22 protein-coding genes and 3 pseudogenes are annotated in these 24,808 nt (G+C 65.4%); 20 read left to right on the top strand and 5 right to left on the bottom strand.

The window, feature by feature from the left end; translation table 11 throughout:
• Nucleotides 1–286 precede the first annotated feature (286 nt).
• The 6 genes and pseudogenes from K9S39_RS04575 to K9S39_RS04550 all read left to right on the top strand — a co-directional run.
• Complete coding sequence (locus K9S39_RS04575) at nt 287–439, top strand: hypothetical protein (RefSeq protein WP_248862053.1); 153 nt, start codon at nt 287–289, stop codon at nt 437–439.
• 261 nt (nt 440–700) lie between these two features.
• Nucleotides 701–1,237 (top strand): hypothetical protein, encoded by a 537-nt coding sequence (locus K9S39_RS04570; RefSeq protein WP_248862051.1) that lies wholly within the window; start codon nt 701–703, stop codon nt 1,235–1,237.
• A complete protein-coding gene (locus tag K9S39_RS04565) occupies nt 1,221–1,490 on the top strand; it encodes a hypothetical protein (RefSeq protein ID WP_248862050.1) in 270 nt (89 codons plus the stop codon). Before K9S39_RS04570 ends, K9S39_RS04565 begins: the two co-directional genes overlap by 17 nt.
• An 80-nt stretch (nt 1,491–1,570) precedes the next feature.
• Nucleotides 1,571–1,861 carry a hypothetical protein gene (locus tag K9S39_RS04560; protein WP_248862048.1) on the top strand — a complete coding sequence of 97 codons (291 nt, stop codon included), beginning with the start codon at nt 1,571–1,573 and terminating at the stop codon, nt 1,859–1,861.
• A gap of 38 nt (nt 1,862–1,899) precedes the next feature.
• Nucleotides 1,900–3,180, top strand: coding sequence for an IS701 family transposase (locus K9S39_RS04555; protein WP_248862046.1), 1,281 nt, complete (start codon nt 1,900–1,902; stop codon nt 3,178–3,180).
• Nucleotides 3,181–3,330: 150 nt separating this feature from the next.
• A pseudogene (locus K9S39_RS04550) lies at nt 3,331–3,603 on the top strand (transposase); the annotation flags it as partial.
• 305 nt (nt 3,604–3,908) lie between these two features.
• On the opposite strand, the gene K9S39_RS04545 reads toward K9S39_RS04550, so the two are convergent.
• On the bottom strand, nt 3,909–5,717 hold the full coding sequence (locus tag K9S39_RS04545; RefSeq protein ID WP_283112278.1) for an acyl-CoA dehydrogenase family protein: 1,809 nt from the start codon (nt 5,715–5,717) through the stop codon (nt 3,909–3,911).
• A 529-nt stretch (nt 5,718–6,246) separates the two neighbouring features.
• Between K9S39_RS04545 and K9S39_RS04540 the strand changes: the two are divergent.
• The 4 genes and pseudogenes from K9S39_RS04540 to K9S39_RS04525 form a co-directional block, all read left to right on the top strand.
• A pseudogene (locus K9S39_RS04540) lies at nt 6,247–6,510 on the top strand (helix-turn-helix domain-containing protein); the annotation flags it as partial.
• 509 nt (nt 6,511–7,019) lie between these two features.
• Nucleotides 7,020–8,242, top strand: a pseudogene (locus K9S39_RS04535) (IS110 family transposase).
• A complete protein-coding gene (locus tag K9S39_RS04530) occupies nt 8,239–9,156 on the top strand; it encodes an IS630 family transposase (RefSeq protein WP_248862045.1) in 918 nt (305 codons plus the stop codon). Before K9S39_RS04535 ends, K9S39_RS04530 begins: the two are co-directional and overlap by 4 nt.
• 122 nt (nt 9,157–9,278) lie before the next feature.
• Nucleotides 9,279–10,112: an alpha/beta fold hydrolase gene (locus K9S39_RS04525; RefSeq protein WP_248862044.1), complete on the top strand. Its 834-nt coding sequence runs from the start codon at nt 9,279–9,281 to the stop codon at nt 10,110–10,112.
• A gap of 36 nt (nt 10,113–10,148) precedes the next feature.
• On the opposite strand, the gene K9S39_RS04520 is transcribed toward K9S39_RS04525, so the two are convergent.
• The 3 genes from K9S39_RS04520 to K9S39_RS04510 all read right to left on the bottom strand — a co-directional run bounded on the left by K9S39_RS04520 (nt 10,149) and on the right by K9S39_RS04510 (nt 12,720).
• Nucleotides 10,149–10,784, bottom strand: a complete 636-nt coding sequence (locus K9S39_RS04520; protein WP_248862043.1) for a hypothetical protein — start codon at nt 10,782–10,784, stop codon at nt 10,149–10,151.
• A gap of 63 nt (nt 10,785–10,847) precedes the next feature.
• On the bottom strand, nt 10,848–11,252 hold the full coding sequence (locus K9S39_RS42750; RefSeq protein ID WP_248862042.1) for a hypothetical protein: 405 nt from the start codon (nt 11,250–11,252) through the stop codon (nt 10,848–10,850).
• An 826-nt stretch (nt 11,253–12,078) separates the two neighbouring features.
• Nucleotides 12,079–12,720, bottom strand: coding sequence for a TetR/AcrR family transcriptional regulator (locus K9S39_RS04510; RefSeq protein WP_248862040.1), 642 nt, complete (start codon nt 12,718–12,720; stop codon nt 12,079–12,081).
• Nucleotides 12,721–13,727: 1,007 nt separating this feature from the next.
• On the opposite strand from K9S39_RS04510, the gene K9S39_RS04505 reads away from it, so the two are divergent.
• From K9S39_RS04505 to K9S39_RS04495, 3 genes are all read left to right on the top strand, one after another.
• Nucleotides 13,728–14,246, top strand: coding sequence for a hypothetical protein (locus K9S39_RS04505; RefSeq protein WP_248862039.1), 519 nt, complete (start codon nt 13,728–13,730; stop codon nt 14,244–14,246).
• Nucleotides 14,247–14,406: 160 nt separating this feature from the next.
• Nucleotides 14,407–14,721, top strand: a complete 315-nt coding sequence (locus tag K9S39_RS04500; protein WP_248862038.1) for a hypothetical protein — start codon at nt 14,407–14,409, stop codon at nt 14,719–14,721.
• Nucleotides 14,718–14,951, top strand: a complete 234-nt coding sequence (locus tag K9S39_RS04495) for a hypothetical protein (RefSeq protein WP_248862036.1) — start codon at nt 14,718–14,720, stop codon at nt 14,949–14,951. The genes K9S39_RS04500 and K9S39_RS04495 overlap by 4 nt, the downstream gene beginning before the upstream one ends.
• An 84-nt stretch (nt 14,952–15,035) precedes the next feature.
• On the opposite strand, the gene K9S39_RS04490 is transcribed toward K9S39_RS04495, so the two are convergent.
• The gene (locus K9S39_RS04490; RefSeq protein ID WP_248862035.1) at nt 15,036–15,506 is read right to left on the bottom strand and encodes a LysM peptidoglycan-binding domain-containing protein; all 471 of its coding nucleotides are present in this window, start codon (nt 15,504–15,506) and stop codon (nt 15,036–15,038) included.
• A 271-nt stretch (nt 15,507–15,777) separates the two neighbouring features.
• Between K9S39_RS04490 and K9S39_RS04485 the strand changes: the two genes are divergently transcribed.
• From K9S39_RS04485 to K9S39_RS04455, 7 genes are all read left to right on the top strand, one after another.
• A complete protein-coding gene (locus K9S39_RS04485; protein WP_248862034.1) occupies nt 15,778–16,698 on the top strand; it encodes a hypothetical protein in 921 nt (306 codons plus the stop codon).
• A 95-nt stretch (nt 16,699–16,793) separates the two neighbouring features.
• Entirely contained in the window at nt 16,794–17,849 is a 1,056-nt protein-coding gene (locus tag K9S39_RS04480; protein ID WP_248862033.1) for a hypothetical protein, read from the top strand.
• A gap of 336 nt (nt 17,850–18,185) precedes the next feature.
• Entirely contained in the window at nt 18,186–19,427 is a 1,242-nt protein-coding gene (locus K9S39_RS04475) for an AAA family ATPase (RefSeq protein WP_248862031.1), read from the top strand.
• A 100-nt stretch (nt 19,428–19,527) separates the two neighbouring features.
• Complete coding sequence (locus tag K9S39_RS04470) at nt 19,528–21,213, top strand: vWA domain-containing protein (RefSeq protein WP_248862030.1); 1,686 nt, start codon at nt 19,528–19,530, stop codon at nt 21,211–21,213.
• 129 nt (nt 21,214–21,342) lie between these two features.
• Nucleotides 21,343–22,296 (top strand): RsmD family RNA methyltransferase, encoded by a 954-nt coding sequence (locus K9S39_RS04465; RefSeq protein WP_248862029.1) that lies wholly within the window; start codon nt 21,343–21,345, stop codon nt 22,294–22,296.
• A 151-nt stretch (nt 22,297–22,447) separates the two neighbouring features.
• The gene (locus K9S39_RS04460) at nt 22,448–24,355 is read left to right on the top strand and encodes an AAA family ATPase (RefSeq protein ID WP_248862028.1); all 1,908 of its coding nucleotides are present in this window, start codon (nt 22,448–22,450) and stop codon (nt 24,353–24,355) included.
• 106 nt (nt 24,356–24,461) lie between these two features.
• Complete coding sequence (locus K9S39_RS04455) at nt 24,462–24,713, top strand: hypothetical protein (RefSeq protein ID WP_248862027.1); 252 nt, start codon at nt 24,462–24,464, stop codon at nt 24,711–24,713.
• The last annotated feature ends 95 nt before the right edge of the window (nt 24,714–24,808 follow it).

The raw sequence follows: 24,808 nt of genomic DNA, 5'->3' as shown, positions 1-24,808 counted from the left end.
TGCCGGGGGACTGCCGCCGAGTCCGCGACGGGGTGTGCGAGGAATGCGGGGCCTCCTACATGCGCACCAACGAGGTCAAGCGCATGCGGCCCGTGCTGCTGGTGGACGGCACAGTGCTGTCGGTGGTTCCGCCCAGGACCAGAGTGCTAGTGCGGGTACAGCACGAAAACGAGCATGGCGGGACCTGGGGACATATGAACGCCGAATCAGCGCAGAGCGACCGTGGTCGTCGACACGAGAAGACGCGGACGGAAACCGCTGGAACTTCGTCTGGTTCGGGCATCCCTTGGCGTACGTCTATTCGCCGGACAAAACGCTCCGGCACCCGGACTACAACTTCGCCCTGTGCCCCCAGAAGCAGACGGAGGGGGCAGTCATCGAGTGGCTGGAGCAGCGCGCTGATGCCTGGATCAAGGGCGATGTGGAGCCGGTGAAGTGACGTCCCGCCGGCCCGTACAGAGGGAACCGTGGATACACACCTGGACCGACGGACACGGCATCGAGCGCCAAACTAAGGTCCACTACACGCGGGACGACTGGAGCGTTGTGTGGGACCTGCGTTGGCTCGGCGACGATGGGCCGCGGTTCGACGCGAATACGGAGTACTGGCGGTGCGGCGACGAGGAGTTGGTAATCCTCGGCAATCCGACACTTCGAATTTCGGATTGATTGACCCCGACGAGCAAGAGGAGTTCGACTAATGGAAATCGTGAAGGCACCCGAGGCCCTGAGCCTGGCGCAGCAGGAGGAGAAGGATGACCGACCGGGTGTCGTGTTGTTTGGTGGCCGGAGCACTCGCAAGACCCCGCTGAAGACGCCGGCCCGCGTGACCGTCGAGCAGGCCACCGACGCAAAGGGCGTCATCCTGTTCAAGCACGAGGACGGCTCGGTCGTCGACCGCGTGAAGACCGGTACGCAGGTGTGGATCGCCAAGGTTCCTCCGGAGTTCGTCAAGGTCTGCTCCCCGGCGGACCTGCTTGCGCTGTCGCGGGCTGCTGTCCCGTTTGACGCCCACGACGCCAAGGACAGCGGTGTGACCTTCGAGTGGGTCGACGGCAATGCGTCCGGGCACGGGTTCTGGCCGGAGATGGAGACCGGGAAGCCGTACGGGACGATCTTGGAGAGCCACCTGCTGATCAAGCAGCACGGCGTTCCGGTCGGCGCGGTCAACACCTGCTGGCTGTTGAAGGTAGTGCTGGGCGCGGCCGCGGGCGAGGAGAATGAGCAATCCGAGTGAACGGCCCGGCCACGGCGAAGAGATCGGGCACGTCTATGAGACCTGTCGGGCCGGGTGGTGCGCCACGCACAAGGCCAACTACACCGTGCTCACCCTGACCGGTTTCCGGTCCAAGCACCTCGGCACCTCCGAGCGCTTCCCAGGAATGGAAATCGTCGGCGACCGGAACGGCGACAAGATCCTCGGCGTCGTGCACAACACCCTCAGCGTGGACTTCCTAACGCAGGTCCGCGAGAAGTACGGTCATCAATAGCAGCAGGACACAGCGGAAATCCGCGCGACTCACCAACCGGTGGGTCGCCTTTTCCATGCCCAAATTCAAAGGGAGGCAGCATGACCCACATCGATTTCAACGGACATCAGGTCGAACAGGACGAGACGTTCGAGCCCGCCGTCGGCTACAAGCTCACCTTCCTCCGGCAGGAGGGGGCGCGCGCCATCTTCCGTGATGGCGAAGGCGAGTTCAGTCGCATCCTGACCCGTACCGCGCCCCGCCCGTCCCGGCCGCTGATGCTGGGAGAGCGGCGGACCGCCGTCGACGTGGTACCCGACCCCCGAACCACCCCGCCACCAGCACATATACCCCCGCAAAAGCGGAATCCAGCACTAGTAGGACTCCGTTAGGTCTTCCTGTTGTGCTAGATCAGGAGCATGTTGGGTGTGTGGATGCACTTGAAGTGAACCGGGTTCGGGCGAAGTTGGCGTTGTTCGTGGAGGATGTGTTCGCCTCAGTACCGCGCAAGGACCAGCGGGCCAAGGGCGACTGCTATCTGCGGGGTCTGATGCTGGAGGGTCGCCGCAAGTCCGTCCAGGCCATGGCTTTGCGGCTGCCGGACGGCAACGAGCAGAACCTGCAGCAGTTCGTGAACCAGTCCACGTGGGATCCCGTGCCGGTGCAGCGGCGGATCGCCGAGCGGATGCTGCCACTGATCGGCCCGACCGCCTGGGTGATCGACGACGTGTCGGTGCCCAAGGACGGCCGGATGTCGGTCGGGGTGGCTCCGCAGTACTGCGGAGCGTTGGGGAAACGGGCGAACTGCCAGGTCGCGGTCAGCGTCCATGCCGCAACCGACACCGCCTCCTGCCCGCTGCAATGGCGCCTGTTCCTGCCCAAGGAGTGGGCTTGGGACACCGATCGGCGGGCCAGGACCCGCATCCCGCCCGAGGTCACACACCGCGAGAAATGGCGCCTGGCTCTGGACATGCTCGACACGCTCGCCACCTGGGGCATGACACCACCAGTCGTGGTGGCCGACGCCGCCTACGGCACCAACGCGCACCTGCGGGCGGCTCTGTCCGACCGCCAACTCGCCTACGTGCTGGCCGTCCGCGCTGATGTGACCGCCCACCCCTTCGACGCGAAACCCGTGACCCCACGCCGCAACGGGACCGTCGGCTGCCGGCCCCAGCCCCGATACCGGGAACCCGCACCGTCCGTGGCAGCTCTCGCCTCAGGCCTTGGGCCGGATGCCTTCACCCCCGTGACGTGGCGGCAAGGCTCGCGAGGGGAGTTACGTTCCCGCTTCGCCGCCGTGCGTGTACGCCCGGCCGGCAAGGCAGTCGAACGCCCCATCCGAGCCGCCGCCTCAGCCGAACAGGGCTGGTGGGACGGAATCCTGCCCGACTGCTGGCTGCTGATCGAATGGCCCGAAGACAGCGAGGAACCCACAAATTACTGGCTGTCCAGCCTACCGGCGCACACACCCATCGCTGACCTGGTCCGCCTGGCCAAGGTCCGCTGGCGCATCGAGCACGACTACCGCGAACTCAAGCACGGCCTGGGCCTGGACCACTTCGAAGGCCGTTCCTGGCCCGGCTGGCACCACCACGTCACCCTCGTCACCGCCGCCCACGCCTTCCTCACCGAACAGCGCCTGGCCCCAAAAGTGCCCACGCCGGTCTCACCCTCTACCAAGTACTCGACGCCCTCCAGGACGTCTTGAGGTGCTGGACCGGCATCTGCACCACCTGCCAACAACGCCTGCCCACCAGGACACACATGACACCAAGATCGAGACAGACCTAACGGAGTCCTACTAGGTCCTGTCCGGCGGATCATGTGACTTCTCGGGCTCCGGCACGTTGGCATGTTCATGAGGCGGGGAGATCTCACGAATGAGGAATGGACCCGGCTGAAGCCGCATCTGTCCAAGTCCGAGCAGTGTGGGGGGCGTTGGGCCAGTCACCGCAGGATCATCGACGGGATTCTGCACCGGAACCGGACGGGGGTGCCGTGGCGGGATCTGCCTGCGCGGTTCGGCAAGTGGAAGACCGTGTACGAGCGGCACAGACGCTGGTCGGCGGACGGCACGTGGGACAAGATCTACGCGGCCGTCCTGGCCGACGCGGATGCCGAGGGCCGCATCAGGTCAAGCCACTCTGGAACCGTGGCTCTTCGGCTACTTCGTGACCGAATCTCGCCACATGCCGAGAGCAGGATCGGATGGCGACGGTAGGCCGATGCACACAACGGGTGCAACGGCCCACCGAAGGATCCGTCCGCCAGCTGCCACACCGGCCAATTAGCAGCCTCGGCATCGTCGCCTACCAGGTACGCCGACTGGATCCGTCGAGACAAAACAGTCGTAACGAAACCAGACGCCACGACGTCCTCCTTGGCTCTGTCAGCTGCCTGATCATTCACTGTCACGTCCGACGGTTGCCTCAGCCTCTATGTCACCAATTGGCCAGTGCCTTCAGTGGTGATGGGGTGGTCGAGAAGGACGTCTTCGGAGACGCCGAAACCGGCTGCGAGGGTCAGTGCGTGCGGCGCGAGGTCAGCGATGACTTCCTCGATCGCCTCGGGAAGCTGCCTGACCTGGTCGGCAGTTACACGCCCCTCCGCAAGAAGGTCCCCGCTCTGGCTGGCGACTCGGCGCAGGGAGAACAGCCGGTGCAGGCCATACAGGAGATCCCGGGCCTCAGGACCGCCCGCCTGCTCGGCCGCGCGCAGCAGGGCGTCGGCGGCCAGACGGTGAGCGTAGGCGTCGACGAGTTCGAGCGCGGGCGTGACGCTCTGATTCCAACGGTTGAGCGGATTTCCGGCCTTGGCTGTATGCAGGCGGGTGCGGGCGCGGTGGTGCCAGATCCGTTCGGTATCCGTGAGGAGGCTCTGGAGGAAGGCGGCATCGGTGAGGTCGCGGTCCGCGGCGGCGATGTCGCTGGGCTGGATCGGCGTGAAGTGGCCCAGGAGCAGTTCCCCGGCGGCCTTGACCCAGATGACCAGGTTGTCGCCCTCTGCTGTGATCGTGCCTTCGTTCGCGGCGAGCTGGCCGGCGATGCCGTTGGCAAGGAGCAGTCCTTGGGCGCCGCAGCGCTCGCGGCACTCGGTCATGACCTCTCGGGCGCGCCAGGTGAGCCACCCCTTTGCGACGGCGACGAGGTGTTCGGCGTCCTCACGGCCGGCTTCCGTGGTGTGTGCCCACTGCCGTACCACGGTGCGGTGCAGGAGGCTTGCCGCGTAGGTGGTGGCCAGGGCGTTGAGGAGAGGCGTGTGGTGACTGCGGTGAGCGACCAGTGGGACGGTTCCCCGCGCCGTGACGCCGAGAGTGTGACGGTTGTGAGCGTGACGCACGGCGACGGTGACTGCGTGGCGCGCGACCCCCAGACTGTAGGCGCTCATGCAGAGTTTGCCAGTGGTAACCCGGCCAATGCTGCTGAGGAATCGCTTGCGGGGACTGCCGATGGGGCTGGTGAACGCACCGCCGGGGGTGAGACGCCCGTGGTCGGCCTGCAGCAGTGCCTCGTAGGGCAGCCGGACGTGCTCGAATGCCGTCGAGCAGTGGTCGATGGGCGCCGTCGCAGTCTGCGGCAAGCTTCGTATGAGCACGCCGGGCAGAGGATCCCCGTCCGCGTTGCTAAGGGGGGCGAGGAAGAGGAACACCCCGCGATCCGTGCCGTCTTCAGTGATCAAACGAGCTGCGACGACGGCCGACTTGGCGCCGCCCGTGGAGCTGGTGTTCGGCATGAACTTCCGCGCCGCATGCGTGGGCGTGTGCAGATCGAAGGTACGACTCACCGGGTCATAGGTGGCAGTAGTCTCCAACTGGGAAACGGAGTTGCCATGGCCGGCCTCGGTGCACAGGAAGGTTCCAATGCGCTCCAAGTTCGTGAACGCCCGCAGGTCACGCCGGTCGCCGTCGTGATCGAGGAGGCTCCCGAGAAACAGGTTGTAGTGGATGCTGGCGACCGTAGCCAGCCCCGCGTCCACCGGACCGGCCCACTCGTGCAGAGCGGCGAGCCGCTCCACATCGAGCACCAGCTGCTCCGGACTGTCGAGAGACTCATTGACCAGTTTCAAGCGCTGGTAAGACAGTGCTGCTCGTTCTTCCGGGGCAAGGCCTTCCTGGAAGCGGAAGGCGCTGGTGCTGAAGAGTTTGCGCCATGATTCGTGAATTAGTTCGAATTCATCTCCGTAAAGGGTTCGCGTAAGATCTGCGGCTACTGAAGGAGACTCGGCATAGAGAAGTTGAAGCGTCACGCTCCGCAACGGTAGTTCATATGATCGTTCAATTCAGCATGAGTATCACCACGATTGAGTAGACGTCAGGTGCGGTAAGTTCCCACTCTGAGCTGTCGGAATGCAAACTCCAAGGCGAAGCTTTCACAAACTCGGGGCTGCTCGTCGGCCATCGGCCCGCGAAGAGTGCCAACGACGCGAGGCCGATCGCGGCATGAGGCACTACCTCGCCCCCCGCTACGACGCCAGACACTCCCTCACCGTCACTCAGCGCCGGCTGGTCGATGTCTGCACAGACTCGGCCTGGACGTCACCCACCCGAACCGTGCACCGCGTCTATGCCGCGCTTCACCAGCACTGGATCGAGTCGGACAGGCGAAAGGCCGCTGCGGGTACGTCAGCGTCTTCAGTTCTCCACTTCCTTTCACCCAAGCGAGACCCGTGCTGTTGTCTAGTGCTCTGACCGCATAGGTTCACCGGGTTCTGGCTTGCGTGAGGCCAGGGGCGATTGGATGGGGGACGGACATCCCATCCAGCGTGTGGAGGCGTGGTGGCGGAGCCGGTCAAAGTACGACGACTGACTGATCAGGAAGGGCAGCGGTTACAGCAGATCGGGCGTCGTGGCACCACCAACTCGGTGCGCTACCGACGAGCGATGATGCTGTTGGCTTCGGCCGGCGGGAACCGGGTGCCGGTCATCGCCCAGCTCGTGCAGGCCGACGGGGGCACGGTGCGCGACGTGATCCATCGCTTCAACGCGGTCGGTCTGGCCTGTCTGGACCCTAATTCCTTGGTAACGGCACCGGCGAGGCTTCTTGGAGCACTGCCGGACTGTTCGAGTGCGGGACTGTGACGCCTTTCTGGACCCCGGCTGACGAAGCCTCCACTGAGAGCGGCGCACGAACCGTACTTGTGAGCATTGAGACCTGACGCCTTAGGTCTTCCTGGCTCCGAGCCCTCGCGGGAGAGTGGCCCAGGTCCCCGTGCTCATGGTGGTGGCGGTCGCGTGGACGCCGGGCGGACAACCTATACAAGCCCCGGCGTGTGATGCCTCTAGGTAGAGCGGTGACGTTCGGCGTCTTCACGGCCGCCACCACCCCCATGCGGGAACACTCGTTGATGTTGGTGGTACGAGCCCGCCTCACGGTGACCTCTTGCCAGTCCCGAGCCGTCGAGCTCCGGGCAAGACCGAGGCCCGTGGCGTGCGCTGGTGCCACGAACGGCTTGTGAGATGTCGGACCGAAGAGTTCTGGAATTAGGGAGCCGCGTGGCCCGCATGCGCTCGTGACCAGCGCAAATACCAGCGCCAAGGGGAGGGACAATTTGATCTATTGCGGGATCGACTGGGCCGAAAAGCATCACGACGTCGCCCTCGTCGACGACACCGGGCAACTGCTGGCCAAGCGCCGCATCAGCGACGACGCGGTCGGCTACCGGCTGCTGCTGGACCTGTTGGCCGAGTACGGCGACACCGAAGAAGACCCCATCCCGATCGCGATCGAGACCAGCCGCGGGCTCCTGGTTGCCGCCTTGAGGCAGGGCAAGCGGAAGGTCTTCGCGGTCAATCCGATGGCCGCCGCCCGATACCGCGATCGGCACGGCGTCTCGCGCAAGAAGTCAGATCCAGGCGACGCCCTGGTACTGGCGAACATCCTGCGCACCGACATGCCCATGCACCGCCCACTGCCGGACGACACCGATCTGGCCCGCGCTATCGCAGTCCTGGCCCGTGCTCAGCAGGACGCCACCTGGAACCGGCAGCAGAGCGCCAACCAGCTCCGCTCCCTGCTGCGCGAGTACTACCCCGCTGCCCTGGATGCCTTCGCCGGGTGGCAGAACGGCCTGTGCCGCCCCGAAGCCCGCGAACTACTCAAGGTGGCGCCGACGCCGGCACAGGCCGCGCGGCTCACCCGGGCACAGCTCCGCTCCGCCCTCAAACGGGCCGGTCGCAGCCGCGGCATCGAAGCTGAGGCCGAGCGGCTCCGCGAGATCTTCCGGGGCGACTACGCAAGCCAGCCACGGTTGGTCGAGGATGCGCTCGGCAAGCAGGCCCTCGCCCTCCTGCGACAGTTGGAAGCCGCCTGCCTCGCGGCTGACGAACTCACCGAGGCGGTCGAGGCATTCTCCAACACCCGGACGCTCAGGTGATCTTGAGCTTCCCCGGTCTCGGGGTTCAGCTCGGTGCCCGGGTGCTCGCCGAGATCGGAGACGACCGTCAGCGGTTCGCCGACGCCCGCGGCATGAAGGCATACGCGGGATCCGCACCCGTCACCCGCGCGTCCGGGAAGAAACATCATGTCGGGCGCCGCATGGTCAAGAATGACCGGCTCAACCACGCCGGCTATCTGTGGGCCTTCTCCGCCCTGCGGTCCTCACCAGGAGCCGACGCCCACTACCGTCGCCGACGCGAGCGAGGAGACTGGCACGCAGCCGCCCAGCGACACCTGTTCAACCGCATGATCGGCCAGCTCTACCACTGCATCCAGACCGGCGAACTGTTCGACGAGCACATCGCGTTCCCGCCCCAACTGGCCGTAGCAGCTTGACAACTTGGCATCGTGAGATGTCTCGCTGGGCGAGAGGCCGTCCCCGCCTACTCGGTCCTGACGACGAGGACTTCGTCGTGGTGACGGCCACCACTCGCCCGGCCAAGCTCGGCCAGCCCTTCAGCCGCTGGTCGATCCGCAAACTCGCCGCCTACCTGCGCACCGTGCACGGTCGCGTGATCCGGATCGGTTGTGAGGCCCTGCGTTGCCTTCTGGTCCGACGTGGCATCACCTTCCAGCGAACCAAGACGTGGAAGGAGTCCACCGACCCCGAGCGTGACGCCAAGCTGGAGCGCATCGAGCACGTCCTGGAGCACTTCGCGGACCGCGTCTTCGCGTTCGACGAGTTCGGGCCGCTGGGCATCCGTCCCACCGCCGGCTCCTGCTGGGCGAAACACGGTCGCCCCGACCGCCTCCCGGCGACCTACCGCCGCACCCACGGCGTGACCTACTTCCACGGCTGCTACTCGATCGGCGACGACACACTGTGGGGAGTCAACCGCCGCCACAAAGGTGCCGCGCAGTCGCTGGCCGCGCTGAGGTCGATCCGCGCCGCCCGCCCGGATGGCGCCCAAATCTTCGTGATCATGGACAACCTCTCCGCCCACAAGGGCACCAGGATCCGCACCTGGGCGAACAAGCATCGCGTCGAGCTGTGCTTCACTCCGACCAACGCCTCCTGGGCCAACCCGATCGAGGCACACTTCGGACCGCTGCGGCAATTCACCCTGGCCAACTCCCACCACCCCAACCACACCGTCCAGACCCGCGAACTGCACCGCTACCTGCGCTGGCGAAACGCGAACGCCCGCCACCCCGATGTGCTGGCCGCCCAACGCCGCGAGCGCGCCCGTATCCGCGGCGAGAAGGGCATCCGCTGGGGAGGCAGACCGCTCACGCCCGCCGTCGCGTGATCTGGCACCGGGTGGATTCCCCGTCCGGGCACGGCGCTGCCGACCTGTGATGGAGTTGTCCGGACCACCCCCGGCTTGATTACCGCCTTGGGCCGGAGGCACCACCGAGAGGAACAGCACCCGTGAGTGAATGGCAGTTGACCGAGACATTCCGGAGCACGTCCGGCGACGTCCGCTGGGACAGTCTCGGACAACCTGGTCAGGATCCGGTCGTCCTCCTTCACGGCACCCCCTTCTCCTCGTATGTCTGGCGCGCCGTCGCTCGCTCACTCGCCCGCCGCCACCAGGTGTTCGTGTGGGACATGCCCGGCTACGGGACGTCGGAGAAGTCCGCCGGCCAGGATGTCTCCCTGGTTGCCCAGGGCAGGGTCTTCACCGAGCTCCTGAGCCACTGGGACCTGGAGGAACCCCTGGTGGTCGCCCACGACTTCGGCGGTGCCGTCTCCTTGCGGGCACATCTGCTGCACGGGGCCCGCTACCGCGCGCTCGCTCTGGTCGACCCGGTCGCATTGGCGCCGTGGGGGTCGCCGTTCTTCCGGCTCGTCGGCGAGCACTCCGAGGTCTTCGAGCAGCTGCCGCCCGCACTGCACCATGCTCTGGTGCGCGAGTACGTAAGTTCGGCAAGCAGCCCCGGCCTGCACCCAGCCGTCCTCGACCGGCTCGTCCAGCCCTGGCTCGACGACCTCGGCCAGGCAGCCTTTTACCGGCAGATCGCCCAGGCCGACCAGCTCTACACCGACGAGGTGCAGGACCGGTACGGCGAGATCGACATTCCGACACTGGTGTGCTGGGGCCAGGACGACACCTGGATTCCCATAGCGAAAGGACGCGAGCTCGCCGCCCGCATCCCAGGCGCGCGACTTGAGCCAATCGCGGGCGCGGGCCATCTCGTCCAAGAAGACGCACCCGCCGAACTCACAGCCGCTCTCATCGCCTTCCTGCAGCACTCCCGCTGAAACCCAACAACCCCGCGAACCTACGCGGTCAGAGCACTAGGGATAGAGATGGCGGTGAGTAGTGGATAGCCATGGATCGCCGTTGCTCAGTATTCGGATAATGCTGTCGCAGTGCGAGCGGTAGCGCACCTCCTGCACATCATTTAGGGCGATCACCTCGCGCGGCGCGCCGACGTCGGTATGGCACAGAGGGTTCAGCAGCGTCGGATCGGCTTTCAACTGCAGGACAGCAAGCACCCGCCCAAAGTCTGCGGTGATCGATCGGTGTCCGCTGTCCTGCGCGATGTCTTCGATCGATCGGGCGAGGGTGCCGGTGCCGCCCATCTCTGCTCGGCGTAGCAGCGCGTGGAAGGCCGCCAGCTCCTGGAGGTCACCCTCTTCGACGTCCACGGCATACATCTCGGTGAGGCGTCGTCCCTGCGGGGCATGGAGCTTGTAGCTGGTGTCGGCGGCTATGCCGGGGACGACCTCCGCGGACGATGCCCAGTCCCTGAATACTGACGGCAACTGGACGTTGATGCGGGCCCAGCTGGCATACGCAGTTCTGACACAACTGGCCTCGTCCGGGGGGAGGTCGTGGATATAGAAGTAGCTGAGCGAGTGGAGGAGGGGTTCCTCCATTTGGAAGAACTTGACGGCCCAGACCGGGTCGTTAGGCAGCAGGACGTGCATGTCATGCCTCCAATCACCGTTTGCCGGTGCGGGTACACAAGGAGGTGCGGGCAGGTGGGGTTCTCACGGGGCGGGGTCGAACAGGATGGTCACTAGGAGCACTTCGACACCAACCGTCATGAATCGAGCGTGCCCGGGGCCGCGCCGCGCATGGTTGAGCGGGCGTGGACTGTCGTCGAGGCCTGTGGCTGCGTCTGCCAGCTGCGCCAGTCGGGCGTCCCTCTTCACCTCGCGATGGAGGGCGAGCAGCGTTTCCTCGAAGGGGTAACGAGCACGGGCCAGGAGAAGGTCTGCGAGTAGATAGGGCGCCCACTCGCTCTCCCAGTCACAAAGGGCGCCGTCTCGGGCCTCTTCGGAGAGCAGGCCCCACCGCCGGAGCTGGGCCGGGGGCTCCCCAGCGGAGAACATCTCGCCGAACGCGGCGTTATGGGCGATCAGGCCTCCCGCAGGCGACATCACGTAGGACATCTCGCGTTGCCTGTCAACTACCTGTTGCCAGTGAGGCGAAGCAGGCTGGGCGGTCAGGACCGGCTCGGTCCGGAAGAGGTCCAAGTGGGCAATACGCAGATGGTGATCACTGAATCGCAGAAGGGAGGCGACCCGCAGAAAGAGCTCCGGTGAAGGGGAAAGTGTGCCTGATTCCAGCTTCTGGTAGACGCCAGCTCCGCCGCCTGGCCCATCAGAACCACTCAGCGCTTCGTCGACATCTGCCTGGCGCAGGCCGCTACTCCGCACTCTGCCCTTCGTGGAACGCGGCGTCAGGCCAAGGTCCTCGCGGGTAAGGCTGCGACGATAGCACCTCAGAAGCCTACGATACTCGCGAGTTAGTCCATGTTTCAACTTTACCCCCTGTTGTTGGCGGGTCCTCAACGTCCGCGACAGGGTGTGTACACCTCGCGGACGTTGAGGACCCGCCAATCGCCCCAAGCGTGAGGAGTAAATCCAACCATGTGCATGGTTGGTTTTTGAACCAGGGAATCGCAGGAAGGTTTCGCCCAATCAGGGAACTTGCAGTCAATGCGGACACTCGGTGGTTGTATGCGTCGTCACACTTCCCCGTATCCAGGTTGATCACCAGGCGTCGTCCATCACGTCGACAGGGATGCAGCAGTGTGCGTGGACCAGCGGGCCCAGGTACGCCATGCTCAATCAACTGCCTCGCCGGAGCCCCCTGTTGCCAGTCCACATCACCTGGGTTCCGTGCCGAGCGAACCAGGGGCGGCGAACCACGTTAGTTGCGTGTCCAGAGGACGGGGCCACAGCAGACGGTGGCGTGGCCCCGCCGTCTGGGCACTCAACCGACTCCACGCTCGGCATCGAAATAAGCCGCCGCTACTGGGGAATTCGCGACCAAGTGCTCGCCACGGGCGACGGACACATCAAGGAGGGCGAGGGTCGCGGGTGTCGCAATGCCCTGAAGGATCTGGAGGTTGATGCCGGCGATCTTTTCGGGGAGCTCTTCATAGGTTTGCCGACACATCAGATCGACACCGACGAAGGTCGCGATCCAAGTCGTCGCGGCCAGCTCGGGGTCCACGCCGGGGATGCACTCATTGTTTGCGTGCGCCGCGTGCATCAACTCGGTGACCGGCGGAACGTACATCTTCCATAGAGCCCCGAAGAACTCGGTGTCCGCCTGCTCAGTGGCCACACGGGCGGCCGCCCGCACGACCGCGACCTTGGGTGTCAGCACGGCTAGAGAAATGGAGGCGTCGACGATGCTCTGCAGGTGCGGAGTCTGCGGCTGCACGTCCTCCATGGTGAACCCCTCATACACCACCGCCGATGCGAGTTCAGCTTTCGTCGCGAAGTGATGGTAGAAGGCGCCCTTCGTCACCCGTGAGCGCTCCAGGATCTCATCGATGCGCGCGTTCGCGTAGCCCTTCTCTGCAAAAACGTGCGCGGCACCTTCGAGGATTGCCGCACGCTTCGCCACAGCACGGGTCTGCACTGGTTTCCGCACCGCTAAGTCCTCCTGCATTCTCGGGAGTCACTGCCCCGGCCTGATGACGGAGCAGAAGCCCCGTGACCGGACCAGACCGGGCAAGATCCCGTTCGTAACCACCATCAGCGTGCCGAGGGCCGGGACGCCGAAGTCATCCGCACGATCACTGTGTCCACTGACTGATCGTTGTCTTTTTCTCACAGCGCGGCCATCATGCCTCATATCCAACCAGTCGCATGGTCTGTTTTACAGATGTGCTACGGCAATGAAGGTGGAGCGTACTCGACATTTTGGACAACGGTCGGCATGGGTTCGTGCGTTGCGTAGGTTTCGGCGTGGGTCGCGCGGCGGCGTCCACGGGCCTTCGAAGCGGGTGGGTGCAGTCGATTCTGTCACTTGATCACGAAGCCGACAGGTTCACATAACGTGCTACAACGGGACAAAGGCTCCGTTTCTGCGCGGAGGAGTGACGTAAGGGCAGGCGTGGTCCTACGTCATGCACAGGCACGACGACACGGGGGAGCTGAATATGTTCGCCATCAGGCGGCTGCAGCAGACGCTTGCCATGCGGGAACTGTATAAGCGCTGCAGGGCCCAGCTCGCAGAGGTGGGATTGTCTGAGCCCTTCAGTATCGAAGGGTTGGTTGAGCGCATCGAACGGACTCGTGGCAGAAGAATCGTTCTTGCGCCGTTCGAGAGCCATGGCTCGGACATGCGCACCGCCTGCGGACTGCGAGTCAGGCTCCCTGAGGCAACCATCCTGCTGTACAGGGTGCGCCCCACCCAACTCCAGACAAATCACCTCGTTGGCCACGAGATCGGCCACGAGCTCCTTAGCCATTCCACAAACCTGATCTCCCTCGCTGCCATGTCCTCTGCTGACACCACAAGTTGCAGTGAAGAACGGCTGAGGCTCGCTGCCTTGAGGCGTGTTTCGTAGCTAATACGCTCCCTGGCATCGCAAACCACCCTGATCTCGCATATGAAGGAGCGCACCGATGATCCACCCCCACCCTGAAGCGTCCAACTCTGACGAGTTCAAAGGCTTCAACGAAGCCCGGAGCATCATGTGGTGCCACGAAGCTCGCGCCCGCGTGTACGAGCGGTTAGAGCTGACGACCTTCATCGTCGACACGGACGTCGCAGCAGTCCACGTCGACAACACCACCAGGGCGGACCGTGTGTTCCTCGTGGCATTCGACAAGGCCGGCCAGCGGGTCGGCGTCGACACGCTCTACATCGACGAGCCGAATCAACACCTCGGCATCGCGCCCGAGTTCGACCACGACTTCACCGGCATGGACGTCGTGCCGGACTCACAGCTTGACCAGGCCATCTCTCGCGAGAACGGCTGGGTCGTCAACCTGAAGGTACTGCGCGAGTACGACCCCTTGGCTGATCGCCGGGCCACGCAGCGCGCGGTGTTCCTGGCGCATCTGCAGGACATGATGAAGAACGGTGACGTCCGCGGATTCCTGTTTGGCCGGGGTGAGTCCGACGACACTGATGCGGCGTGAGAGACCACGACCTCGTACCTCAGACGACCCCGCCGGCAGCCTGGCCGACGGGGTTTTCTGATCTCTGACGCTGTTACAGTGCTGCATTTCCGCAACAGGGGAGGGGATCAGCACAGCTGATCCGGGTGTCGAACCCAGGCCGAGTGCTTTGCGGGGAGACATGCCGTGGACCGGCTCACGCCGGTCCCGGGTGACGCCTCGCGGTGAACCCTACGAGGCCACGCAGTTCGTTTTCGATACCTTCGACTTCCAGGACCCTGAGGGAAGTCTCTACCGCGTCGTCCAGCGTCTGGACCCGGCCGAGTTCGAGATCGCGACCCTCGTCCCCACCGGGTGGATCACGCTTCTGACCCTGCACAAAGAAGCAGACGGCGTCGCCGGCCAGGATGAAGCGATGAACCGCTGGCTGGACATCCAGAACCTTCCCCCGACCTCGAGCAGCGACTGGGTGGCAGAGCCCAGGACCGAAGCATGACCGCCTCCGCCGATTCCGGGCTCACGCTGGACGACGTCCTCGATCTGAGCACAGCGCTCGATCTCGTCGATGCGAAGATCGAGCTGCTCAGCGAGTACAAGCTCGAATACCCGCAGGACTACGCGCCGGATGGCATCCGGTCCATGAACGACGAGGTCGAGCAGCTGCACCAGCTGCGCACGCAACTGATGGACCTGCAGGCCCGCCGGGAAGCAGAGTCCTCCGCCTGAGAAGACGACGATGCCCTGACCGCGTCATGGTGATCAGGGCGCCGAATCAGGCTCGGTACGCGGCAGTGTCGCCCTGCCGGGTCGTCACACCGGCGGGATGAGCAGCGAGGCCCCCGCGTAGATGAGATCCGGATTCTGGATCTTGTTCGTCTCGACCAGGATGCCGATCGGCGCCCCCGTCGTCCCCGAGATCGCGGTGAGCGTATCGCCTGGCTTGATGGTGTACGGCTTCGCCTTCGGCGCGGGCTTCGCCTCGGCCGGTGCACCCGATCCGTTGGGCTTGTCCTCGTCGCCGCGACCCGTCGTCGGATCCTGACTCGCCCCGTTCTCGTCCTGCTTCCCCGTGCCGCCCTCGCTCGGCTGCTGGGCGCTGCCGCCTCCGGCGTTCTTCTCGCCGGGATTCCCCGGTGCCTCGACCGGGGCGTGATTGCCCTGCAGCGCCTGGATGAGGCCGCCGTCGGACGTCGCGAGCTGCGTCAGGCCCCACCCGGCGAAGAGCGCCGCTCCGCCCACCATGACGCCGGCTGCGATGGCGGGTCCGTTGCCGAAGCCCATCGGGCCGGCGTGACTCCCGGCAGATGTTTTCGTCTGCGCCGACGGCTTCAACGCCGTCCCCACTGGCCTCTGAATCGTAGCCGTCATCCCTGTCCCAACTCCTTTTTGAATAGTGCGCACAGCCATTCATGTCCGACATTGACATTCTACTCATAGTCGAACCGAAGTTGATAGAATAAGGGATTGGATGGCAGTCCGAATCATGTCCGATAGCCACCCAATAGACCTCTGGGCCACCGACCGCCAGACCGAACGAAGGAACCGCACTACCATGGCCAACTACTCCATCTCCGCCAGCCAGATCACCGAGGGCAAGAACGTCTTCATCCGCGGGAAGCTCGGTTTCGCCGTACTCGCCCGCCTCATTGAGGGCGCGGAGCTCGTCGCCAGCGACCAGCGCAAGACGAAGAACGGCATGAACCCCGTCGGCAAGCCGCACACCACCGCAACGATCATTCACGCCGAGGTCCAGTTCGCCGATCCGAACAACCCCACCCTCGAAGAGCAGTTCGTCTCCGAGCGCCGCTACGACTCCCCGAAGCGGCCCGAAACCGGACCCAACTACTCCATCGACTCCAAGGGCAGCACCCTGCCGGTCATCGCGATCCCTTCTCCGAAGGGCGACGGCACCTACGACCAGGACGAGTCCGGCCGGGAGCTCGCGCAGGGCCTCGACGTCACGCTCGTGCTGCGCACCTACAAGCCGAAGAACTTCAACAACCGCGGCCTGGCCCTCGAACAGGTCATCGTTCACGAGGCGCCGCGCTACTACAATGCCGGCGGCATCGACCAGGCTGAGCTGGCTGCGCGTGGCATCGTGCTCAACGGCACTCCGCGCCCCGTGCAGGCCACTCCTGCCAGTGCTGCCCCTGCCGCCGCCGTCCCGGTGGCGACCGAGGTGGAGGACGGCTTGTCCTTCCCGGCCCCGCAGCCGGCGTCCGCACCTGTGGCCGTGGCCGCGCAGGCTCCGGTTCAGACCGCCCCGGCGACCGACGCTGTTGCTCCCGTTCCGGCTCCGGCTCCTGCCCAACAGGAGACTCTGGAGCAGAAGCTCGCGCAGAAGCTCGCGCATCTTGAGGCCGAGAACGCCTCCCTCAAGGACGCCGGTTCGGCGGTGGGCTCGCCCGTGGCCACCGGCCCCTGGAACGACTCCGGCCCGGCCCAGCAGGCGGGGATCACCTACCAGGGCTGATCCACGCTGACCATCGATGAGACCCCCGTACTCGCATCCGTGCAGTACGGGGGTCCTGTCTTTCTCTTCCCCTCCTGACGCCTCTGATCGAAAGCGTGCGTCCCACGATGACTCCAGCCGACCCCCATGCCTGGTTCCCGCAGTTCTACGACAACCCCGCGATCCGCACTCTCGCCAGTGCCTGTCGGTGGACCATCTCCGGACAGATCGGGGAAGAGACCCCCGACGATCCCACCAAGCCGCCGAAGCGCAAGGCCCCGATCGACGTACGGCACCTGCTCGCCGGCTGCACCTCCAGCTGCAAGCACGCCGGACTACGCGGAGCCTTCGCCCTGGACGAAACCTGCCTGCTCACGCTCGACGAACTCACTGCGGCGATACCGAACGCCGCGAACACCGCCTTCTACCTCCAAGCCCAGACTGACGGGTTGCTCGTCGTCGACATCGAGGCCGACTGCCCGCCAGGTGTGGCCACAGACCTGCTGCGGCTGCCGGGCATCCTCTACTCGGAGCTGTCGATGTCCGGCCAGGGCTTCCATCTCGTCATGCCGCTGCCGAAGAACTTCCACGACTTCCCCGTAGCCGCCGGCAAGCGCGTCCTGCGTGAGGAACACGGCTGGTACGAGCTGCTCCTGGACCACTGGTCGACCTTCACCCGCCAGCCGGTGCCCGATCGCATCGTCGCTCACGTCAACGCAGCAACTAACGCGCCAGCCTTCGCCTCCATCGAGGACCTCTACACGCAGCTGGCCGCGAACGCCAGCGAGAGCTCCGGCGCTTCAGCATCAGATGTCGACACCGCCGAGGACATGCCCGACATCCCGTACTCACAGGCGATCGTCGAGCAGACCCTGACCAGTGCACGCCATCAGCTCAGGGATCCCGGCGACTTCAACCACGACATGTCCCGCTGGGAGTTCTCGGTTCTCGCCTCGCTCTACGGCTGGATGCGGACGCAACTGCGCGCCTACAGCGTCCTCGGCGTCGAGTACTCGACAGGCGACACCGCGTGGTTGCTCTACAAGGCGGCGGTCGATGTCATCCCTGCGCGCCCCAAGCACAGCGAGCGGCGCAACGGCCGGCCCTTCCTCCTCGACCGGGCGGCTGCGCTCGTGGCCGACCGCGAGGCGCGTTCCTCGTCGACCAACTGACTGACGCTCTGTGCCTGTTCCTGCTGCTGCTTCTGCTCCTGGTTCATCCGATGCCTCCGGCAGCGGGTGGGGTGGGTGACGGGTGCTGCGGCGGGGCCGAGCACAGGTGGGGGACAGCGCTGGATCGCGCGAAGCGCGATCGGGTGGCGATGTGCAGCAGAGCTCCATCGCCACCCATGGCGGGAGTGCAGGTCTCCGCCAGGCTCCGACGGCGCGGCCCGCGCCACAAGACCGTTCACGGCCTATGCAGCCTCGGCGACGCCGAGAGCAGCGCCGCCCTCCGACATCTCCTGCCTTCCTCTCTCTTCCTCGCCCACGCACAGAAAAGACATCGACATGAAGTTCAACGACACCCTGACGACCCTCATCAAGCAGTCCCTTGAGGTCGGCGCGACGCCCGCTCTCATGGGCGAACCCGGCATCGGCAAGTCCAGCTTCGTCGAAGACCTGGCCTACTCCATGGGCACGCAGGCCTTCACGCTGCCGTGCAACCAGCTCGCCGACAAGGCCGACCTCACCGGTGCGCGCCTGGCGCCGTACACCAAGGACGACGGCACGCAGAGCTACAAGCAGGTCTTCTACCCGCACCAGGTGATCCAGGAGTGCATCGACTACGCCGAGAAGAACCCGCGAGAGTGGCCGATCCTCTTCCTCGACGAGATCAACCGCACCACCTCCGACGTCACCTCCGGCGCGCTGACCCTGGTCACGCTGCGCCGCATGGGCTACGTCGAGCTACCCAAGAACGTCCGCATCGTCGTGGCCGGCAACGACAGGGGTAACGTCACCTCGCTCGACGAGGCGAGCCTGTCCCGCTTCGCGATCTTTCATGTCGAGCCCGACGCCGCCACCCTCATGTCCGTGCTCGGCGACAACATGAACCCCTGGGTGAAGACGGTGCTCACGCAGTACCCCGGACTGATCTTCCAGAAGTCGACGCCCGAGGCCATCGTCGCCGACGGTCAGGACGACGACGACAACGGCAACGTCACGATGGCCGATCTGTTCGACGGCGGCGAGGAGATGAACCAGCTCACCACGCCGCGAACCATCGACAACCTGTCGAAGTGGCTCAACGCGGCCGACCCGCAGCAGCTGGCGCAGTACCTGGCGACCCCGATCCAGATCGGCGACCGCGAGACCTCGCTGCTGAACGAGGCCATCGAGGCCTACGTCGGAGACACCATGTTCACCACGCAGCTCGTGGCCACCATCTCTCAGGACCTGGCGAACAACGCCGGCGGCGTGCAGCAGAACCGGGTGAACGTCCCGAAGCCGAACTGCTACCAGAGCCTGAAGGCCGCAGCGACCATGACCGACATGGCCGCGGTCATCGCGACGCTGACCGACAACGAGAAGTCCGGGTCGCTGCTGTACGCGCTCAAGGAGAGCAAGGACAACGCGCGCCTCATCGAGCAGCTGGCCCAGGCCATCACCCAGATCGAGCCGGAACACACCCGCACGCTCATCGAGATGGTGACCAGCCAGCAGATCGACCGCCAGAACCTGGAGGCCTTCATGGAGATCGACGCTCCGATCGTCAACCAGGCCAAGCCGGTTCTGTCGGCCTTCCTCTGATCGATCGGTCACCGGTGGTGGGGACTGCGGTCCTCGCCGCAACTCCTCACCACCGGCGGCGCTCTGCCGCTGCCTCGTCCTCAGAAAGAGACCACGACCCATGACGATCAACGTCACGAATCAGAAGCCGGCCGTGCTCGACGCACTGCACACCATCGCGTGCATCGGCGACTACGACCCGGTACCTGCGATCCAGCAGGTCCTCGTCGACCCGCTGCTGCAGCCGTTGAACCCCAACGCCCCGGCAAGCATCACCGATGCCCAAGGCGCGGATTTGACCGGGGACATCTCGAACCTGATCATGAGCTGCTTCGGTGACACGCTGAACGTGGCCAGCGAGCAGACCGTCAAGGAGCTGCTCGGGCAGACCCTGATCAACTTCGACCAGGGCACACCGCTGCCGATCGCCGAGCTCTTCGCCGTCCAGGCCGGGCAGCAGAACAAGATGCCCGCGCCCTCCCCGCGGGTGCTCTACACCGCGCAGGCTGATGTCCTCCCGGCCGCGAAGGCCCTGCTGGGGGGGACCGGCGACGAGAGCGCCTTCTTCGCCTCGATCGCCTACACCTTCCACCCCGACACCCTCGGGTTCTGGTTCCAGTCCTCTGCGGCCTTCGACGACTTCAAGATCTGGCTGTCCCAGCAGACGCAGACGATGGCCAGCGCGCTGCCGCCGGCCACCACCAAGCTGCTCAACGACTTCTCGGCCCTGTCCCTGAAGGGGCTCACCGAGTCGCTGCTGGTGCGCAAGGACGACTCTGACGCCAACGATGAGCACTCCTTCGCCCGCGTGCTCGTGCACATGCTCATGAACTACGTCGAGCAGCAGCGGGCCCAGGCCAGCCAGCAGAACACCGCCCTGGACACCGGCGTCCTGCCGTTCACGGTCGGGGAGCTGTTCTTCCCGCGCTCCCTCGTCCTGGTCAACGTCGAGGCCCATGCCCGGGCCACCGCGGCGAAGATCACGGGGGAGTGGAACCTCATCAACCAGTCGCTGGCTTCGCCGGTGAAGGTCGTCTCGAACACGTCGCTGTCCAAGCTGACGTCGCTGCCACGGGCCGCCGCCCGGGCCGCCGCCCTGGGAGCCAAGCAGCAACCGGGCCAGCCTGGGAGCCGTAGCGCCCAGGTGGCGTTCCGCAAGCAGCCGCCGAGCAAGCTCGACCTGCTCAAGGACATCACCCGTGTGCTGCGCCGGATGGGCAAGGTCAACAAGTCGCAGAACATCTTCCGCACGACGAAGGCGACCTTCCTCAAGGCCAACCGCCGGGACCCGGACGACTTCAACAAGCCCGGCCGGATCACCTCGGTGCAGTACATGCCCGACCTGCACATCTACATCGACACCTCCGGTTCGATCTCCGAGGAGAACTACCAGGAGGCGGTCATGATGCTCATCCGGATCGCCAAGAAGCTCAACATCAACCTGTACTTCAACTCGTTCAGCCACTTCCTGTCCCAGGAGGTGATGCTGCGCACGGAGAACAAGTCGACGGCTCAGATCTGGAAGGAGTTCCGCAGGATCCCGAAGGTGTCGGGCGGAACGGAGTACACGCAGATCTGGCAGTACATCAACGCCAGCCGGGTGCGTCAGCGCAGGCTCTCGCTCATGGTCACCGACTTCGACTGGCTGCCGCCGTCCACACGTCAGGACCACCCGAAGAACCTGTACTACGCGCCGTGCTCCGCCATGGACTGGTCGTTCATGGTTGACCTGGCCAAGCGCTACGCCGACTCGATGAAGCACATCGATCCGAGCATCCGGCAGAGGCTCCTCGGCATGGTCGTCTGACCCTGCTGCCCCAAGAACCGCCAAGAGCGGTGCCGTGCAACCAACTCCCCTGGCTGGCACCGCTCTTGGCGACACCTGACTCTCTCTCGTCCATCCAATCCCTACTCGGCCGCACCAAAGGAATCTCCGATGCGAATCCCCACGGATGTGCTCGCAGCCCTGTCAGGCCGTACCAAGACTGATGGCCATCGCCTGATGCTCGTCGGCCCCCGCTTGGCTCCCACCCTGTACCAGCGCGTCAACGAGGTCCTCGAAGCGGTCGGCGGTCGATGGACGAAGAGCGAGGGTGCGCACCTCTTCCCCGTCCACGCCGCCGAGGCGCTCGCCCCAGTGCTTGCCACCGGTGAGGTCGTGACCCTGGGGGAGAAACGCACCCTTGCTCAGTACTTCCCCACACCCGAACCCGTTGTCGACCAGCTCATCGCTCTGGCCGCCCTTGAGCCCGGCATGACGGTGCTGGAACCATCTGCCGGCTCCGGTGCCATAGCCACAGCCGCAGCAGCCCGCGGTGCGATCGTGGACTGCATCGAACGGGACCCCGGATACGCCACCGTCCTGTCCGATACGCATGTGGCGCGCCGGGTGCAGGTCGCCGACTTCCTCACCGTCCCTGCCGAACCTCGCTTCGACCGGGTGCTGATGAACCCACCGTTCACCCGTGGCACCGACATGGCCCACGTCACCCATGCCCTGCGGTTCCTGAAACCGAATGGGCTGCTGGTGTCGGTCATGTCGTGGACCGTCACTGAACAGACCGGCAGCACCACAGCCTTCCGAAAGCTCGTGGAACAGCGCGGTGGTCTCGTCGAAGCACTTCCGGCCCGGGCGTTCGCCCAGTCCGGGACGACCGTCGACACCGTCCTCGTCACCATTCCTGCCACCCGTCCGGCCGACGCCCGGCCCACGGTCTGGCCTGCGCGCGACATCCCCGCCCAGGACGCGGAAGAACTCGGAAACCCGGCCGACATCGCCGCGGAGATCGTCGCTGATCTTCGCAAAGCGGTCGCCGCTTTCGAAGAGGTTGCCGCCGCGCTCACCAAGCCTGCGCCCACCACCGTGCCAGGCGATATCGAGGTCAGCTGACCATGCCGCTCCTCGAAAACCGTCAAGAGCAGTGCCGCTTTTGACGACCCCTGACTTTCCCTCTCACTCATCCATATCCCTGCTCGGGACACCGTGGCGCATCCGCCCAGCGCGCCCCCACGCCGAGCGACTCGCACCGAAGGAGGACCCGGTGGGTCTCAGCAACTTCACACCCGGCGGCTCCGACGACGACAAGGGCAACGGCGGTGGCGGCAGCTTCCCTCCGCAGTTCCCGTCCGTGGGACTGCCGTCCAGCGGTGGCAGCGCCGACGACGTCAAGGAGCTCCTCGTTGACTACAACGAGAAGTTCAAGAACGCCGATCCGACCATGTTCCGTGACACGCTCATCGGGCAGGTCCTCTCGGTCGTCATCAGCAAGACCAAGCCCAACGCTCTGCTGGTCGGTTCCGCCGGCGTCGGCAAGACGAAGATCGTCGAGGACATCGCCCGGCGCATCGCGCTCGGCGACGCCCTCATTCCCGATCAGCTCAAGGACCACACGATCTACGAGCTGCCCATCACCAACATCATCGCCGGGACCGGCATCGTCGGCTCGCTGGAGGAGAAGGTCAAGGCGATCGTCGAGTTCGCCTCGGACCCCAAGAACAAGGCCATCCTGTTCATGGACGAGATCCACCAGATCACCGGCGGATCCGGCAGCCATGGCGACGCCGTCGGCCGCAAGATCTCGCAGATCCTCAAGCCGGCCCTGGCCCGCGGCGACATGTCCGTCATCGGCGCGACCACCAGCACCGAGTCTCGGGCCTTCGACGAGGACCCGGCCTTCGCCCGCCGCTTCACCCGGCTCATCGTCGACGAGCTGAGCGTGGAACAGACGCTGGCCGTGATGACCGCGGTCCGGCCCGGCCTGATGGCCCACTACCGTCACCAGATCGGAGTCTCCGACGACGTCCTGGCCTCAGTGGTGCAGATCGCCGAAGCGAACTCCCGGGCTGGCCAGCACCGGCCGGACAACGCCATCACGCTGCTCGACCGCGCGATGGCTGACCGGGTCCTGGAGCAGAAGAAGCTCATCGTCCAGGCCGAGAACGCCGGCGACACGGCACTCGCGCAGACCTTGCGGTCCATCCCGCAGGTGCCGCTGACGAGCACCCGTGTGCTCGATGTGGCCAAACGCCTGATGACCGGAAACGCCCAGCGCAAGGACCTCGATGTCGCCGCGCTGAGCGCCACGCTCACCAGCCGCCTGCAGGGCCAGGACGACGTGCTCGCCAAGCTCACGGACCGTCTGGCCCGCGAAGAGCTCGACCTGTTCCCGACGAAGACGCCCACGACGTGGCTGTTCGCCGGGGCCTCGGGTGTGGGTAAGACCGAGGCGGTCAAGATCATCGCTGAGGAGACAACCGGCACCGAGCCGATCATCCTCAACATGACCGAATTCCACAGCGAGTGGTCGACGTCGAAGATCATCGGCTCACCTCCCGGCTATGTCGGATCGGACTCCAACCAGGAACTCCCGTTCGACACGCTGGAGTCCAACCCCCACCGGGTGATCCTGCTCGACGAGTTCGAGAAGGCCGACAAGGCCGTGCAGCGCCTGTTCCTCTCGGCGTTCGACGAAGGCTACATCCGCAACGCCCATGGCAAGATGCTGGACTTCTCCAAGGCCCTGGTCATCTGCACGACCAACGCCGCCCGTGATTCGCTCGACGGCAAGATGATCGGCTTCGGCAACAGCCCGAAGACCATCTCGAACCAGAGCCTCAACAAGGCACTGGAGCAGTTCTTCGACGCCGAGCTGCTGGGCCGGTTCTCACTGGTCGTGGGGTTCAACCCCATCGACCGGCAGACCTACCGGCAGATCATGGCCGCCGACTACGAGCGGCAGCGTGAGCGGATCGTCGAGGCCAAGCCGCGGCTGGCCCCGGCGCTGCCCGTGTCGATGCCCGACGACGAGCTGCGCGCCATCGAAGAGACCACCTACGTGGACTCCCAGGGTGCGCGGCCGGCGCGCAAGGCTGTTCGCACCTGGATCGAGGACTACCTGCTCGCTGCCCAGACCGGCGGCACAGCCTCGGCATCCCCGTCGGACGACTGAGCAGCCGTCCGCATCGCACCGAGGGCTTCTGTTCCGGATGTTCCGGAACAGAAGCCCTCGGCGTACCTCACCCCCACACCCTCATTGCTCAGAAAGGGGGACAGTCATGTCCACCATGCTCCCCGAACCTCTGCTCCAAGAGCACCGAAAGCGAGCCATGGAGCTCTCCGCCGCGGCCCGAGCGAACCTCACCACCCATGTCCGGAGCACCGATGAACTCCGCGAACTGGGCCTCATGCTCGGCCTGGTCGAGGTCGATCCCGCAGGATCCCTCGTCACGGCCTGTCCCTGGGATCTCGATGCCGGCGATGCTGCCGTCGATGGTCCCAACCGGCGCTCGGACTCGACCTCGAAGTGAGATGAGCTGCCGCTGATGAACGACCGCGCGCCTGGGTAGCGCGCGGTGTCCGGGGCGTGGCTTCGCCACATACCCCGGATTCAGGGACCTAACGG

Source organism: Streptomyces halobius (assembly GCF_023277745.1).
Classification (GTDB): domain Bacteria; phylum Actinomycetota; class Actinomycetes; order Streptomycetales; family Streptomycetaceae; genus Streptomyces; species Streptomyces halobius.
The sequence above is the reverse complement of the archived record's forward strand: the minus strand, read 5'-3'. Positions and strand labels throughout refer to the sequence as shown.

Excerpts from the sequence above, each read along its gene's own strand:
- K9S39_RS04570 (WP_248862051.1), top strand. The coding sequence starts at position 701 with ATGGAAATCGTGAAGGCACCCGAGGCCCTGAGCCTGGCGCAGCAGGAG.
- K9S39_RS04565 (WP_248862050.1), top strand. The coding sequence starts at position 1,221 with ATGAGCAATCCGAGTGAACGGCCCGGCCACGGCGAAGAGATCGGGCAC.
- K9S39_RS04560 (WP_248862048.1), top strand. The coding sequence starts at position 1,571 with ATGACCCACATCGATTTCAACGGACATCAGGTCGAACAGGACGAGACG.
- K9S39_RS04520 (WP_248862043.1), bottom strand. The coding sequence starts at position 10,784 with ATGCACGTCCTGCTGCCTAACGACCCGGTCTGGGCCGTCAAGTTCTTC.
- K9S39_RS42750 (WP_248862042.1), bottom strand. The coding sequence starts at position 11,252 with ATGTCCTACGTGATGTCGCCTGCGGGAGGCCTGATCGCCCATAACGCC.
- K9S39_RS04505 (WP_248862039.1), top strand. The coding sequence starts at position 13,728 with ATGATCCACCCCCACCCTGAAGCGTCCAACTCTGACGAGTTCAAAGGC.
- K9S39_RS04500 (WP_248862038.1), top strand. The coding sequence starts at position 14,407 with ATGCCGTGGACCGGCTCACGCCGGTCCCGGGTGACGCCTCGCGGTGAA.
- K9S39_RS04495 (WP_248862036.1), top strand. The coding sequence starts at position 14,718 with ATGACCGCCTCCGCCGATTCCGGGCTCACGCTGGACGACGTCCTCGAT.
- K9S39_RS04490 (WP_248862035.1), bottom strand. The coding sequence starts at position 15,506 with ATGGGCTTCGGCAACGGACCCGCCATCGCAGCCGGCGTCATGGTGGGC.
- K9S39_RS04485 (WP_248862034.1), top strand. The coding sequence starts at position 15,778 with ATGGCCAACTACTCCATCTCCGCCAGCCAGATCACCGAGGGCAAGAAC.
- K9S39_RS04475 (WP_248862031.1), top strand. The coding sequence starts at position 18,186 with ATGAAGTTCAACGACACCCTGACGACCCTCATCAAGCAGTCCCTTGAG.
- K9S39_RS04470 (WP_248862030.1), top strand. The coding sequence starts at position 19,528 with ATGACGATCAACGTCACGAATCAGAAGCCGGCCGTGCTCGACGCACTG.
- K9S39_RS04465 (WP_248862029.1), top strand. The coding sequence starts at position 21,343 with ATGCGAATCCCCACGGATGTGCTCGCAGCCCTGTCAGGCCGTACCAAG.
- K9S39_RS04455 (WP_248862027.1), top strand. The coding sequence starts at position 24,462 with ATGTCCACCATGCTCCCCGAACCTCTGCTCCAAGAGCACCGAAAGCGA.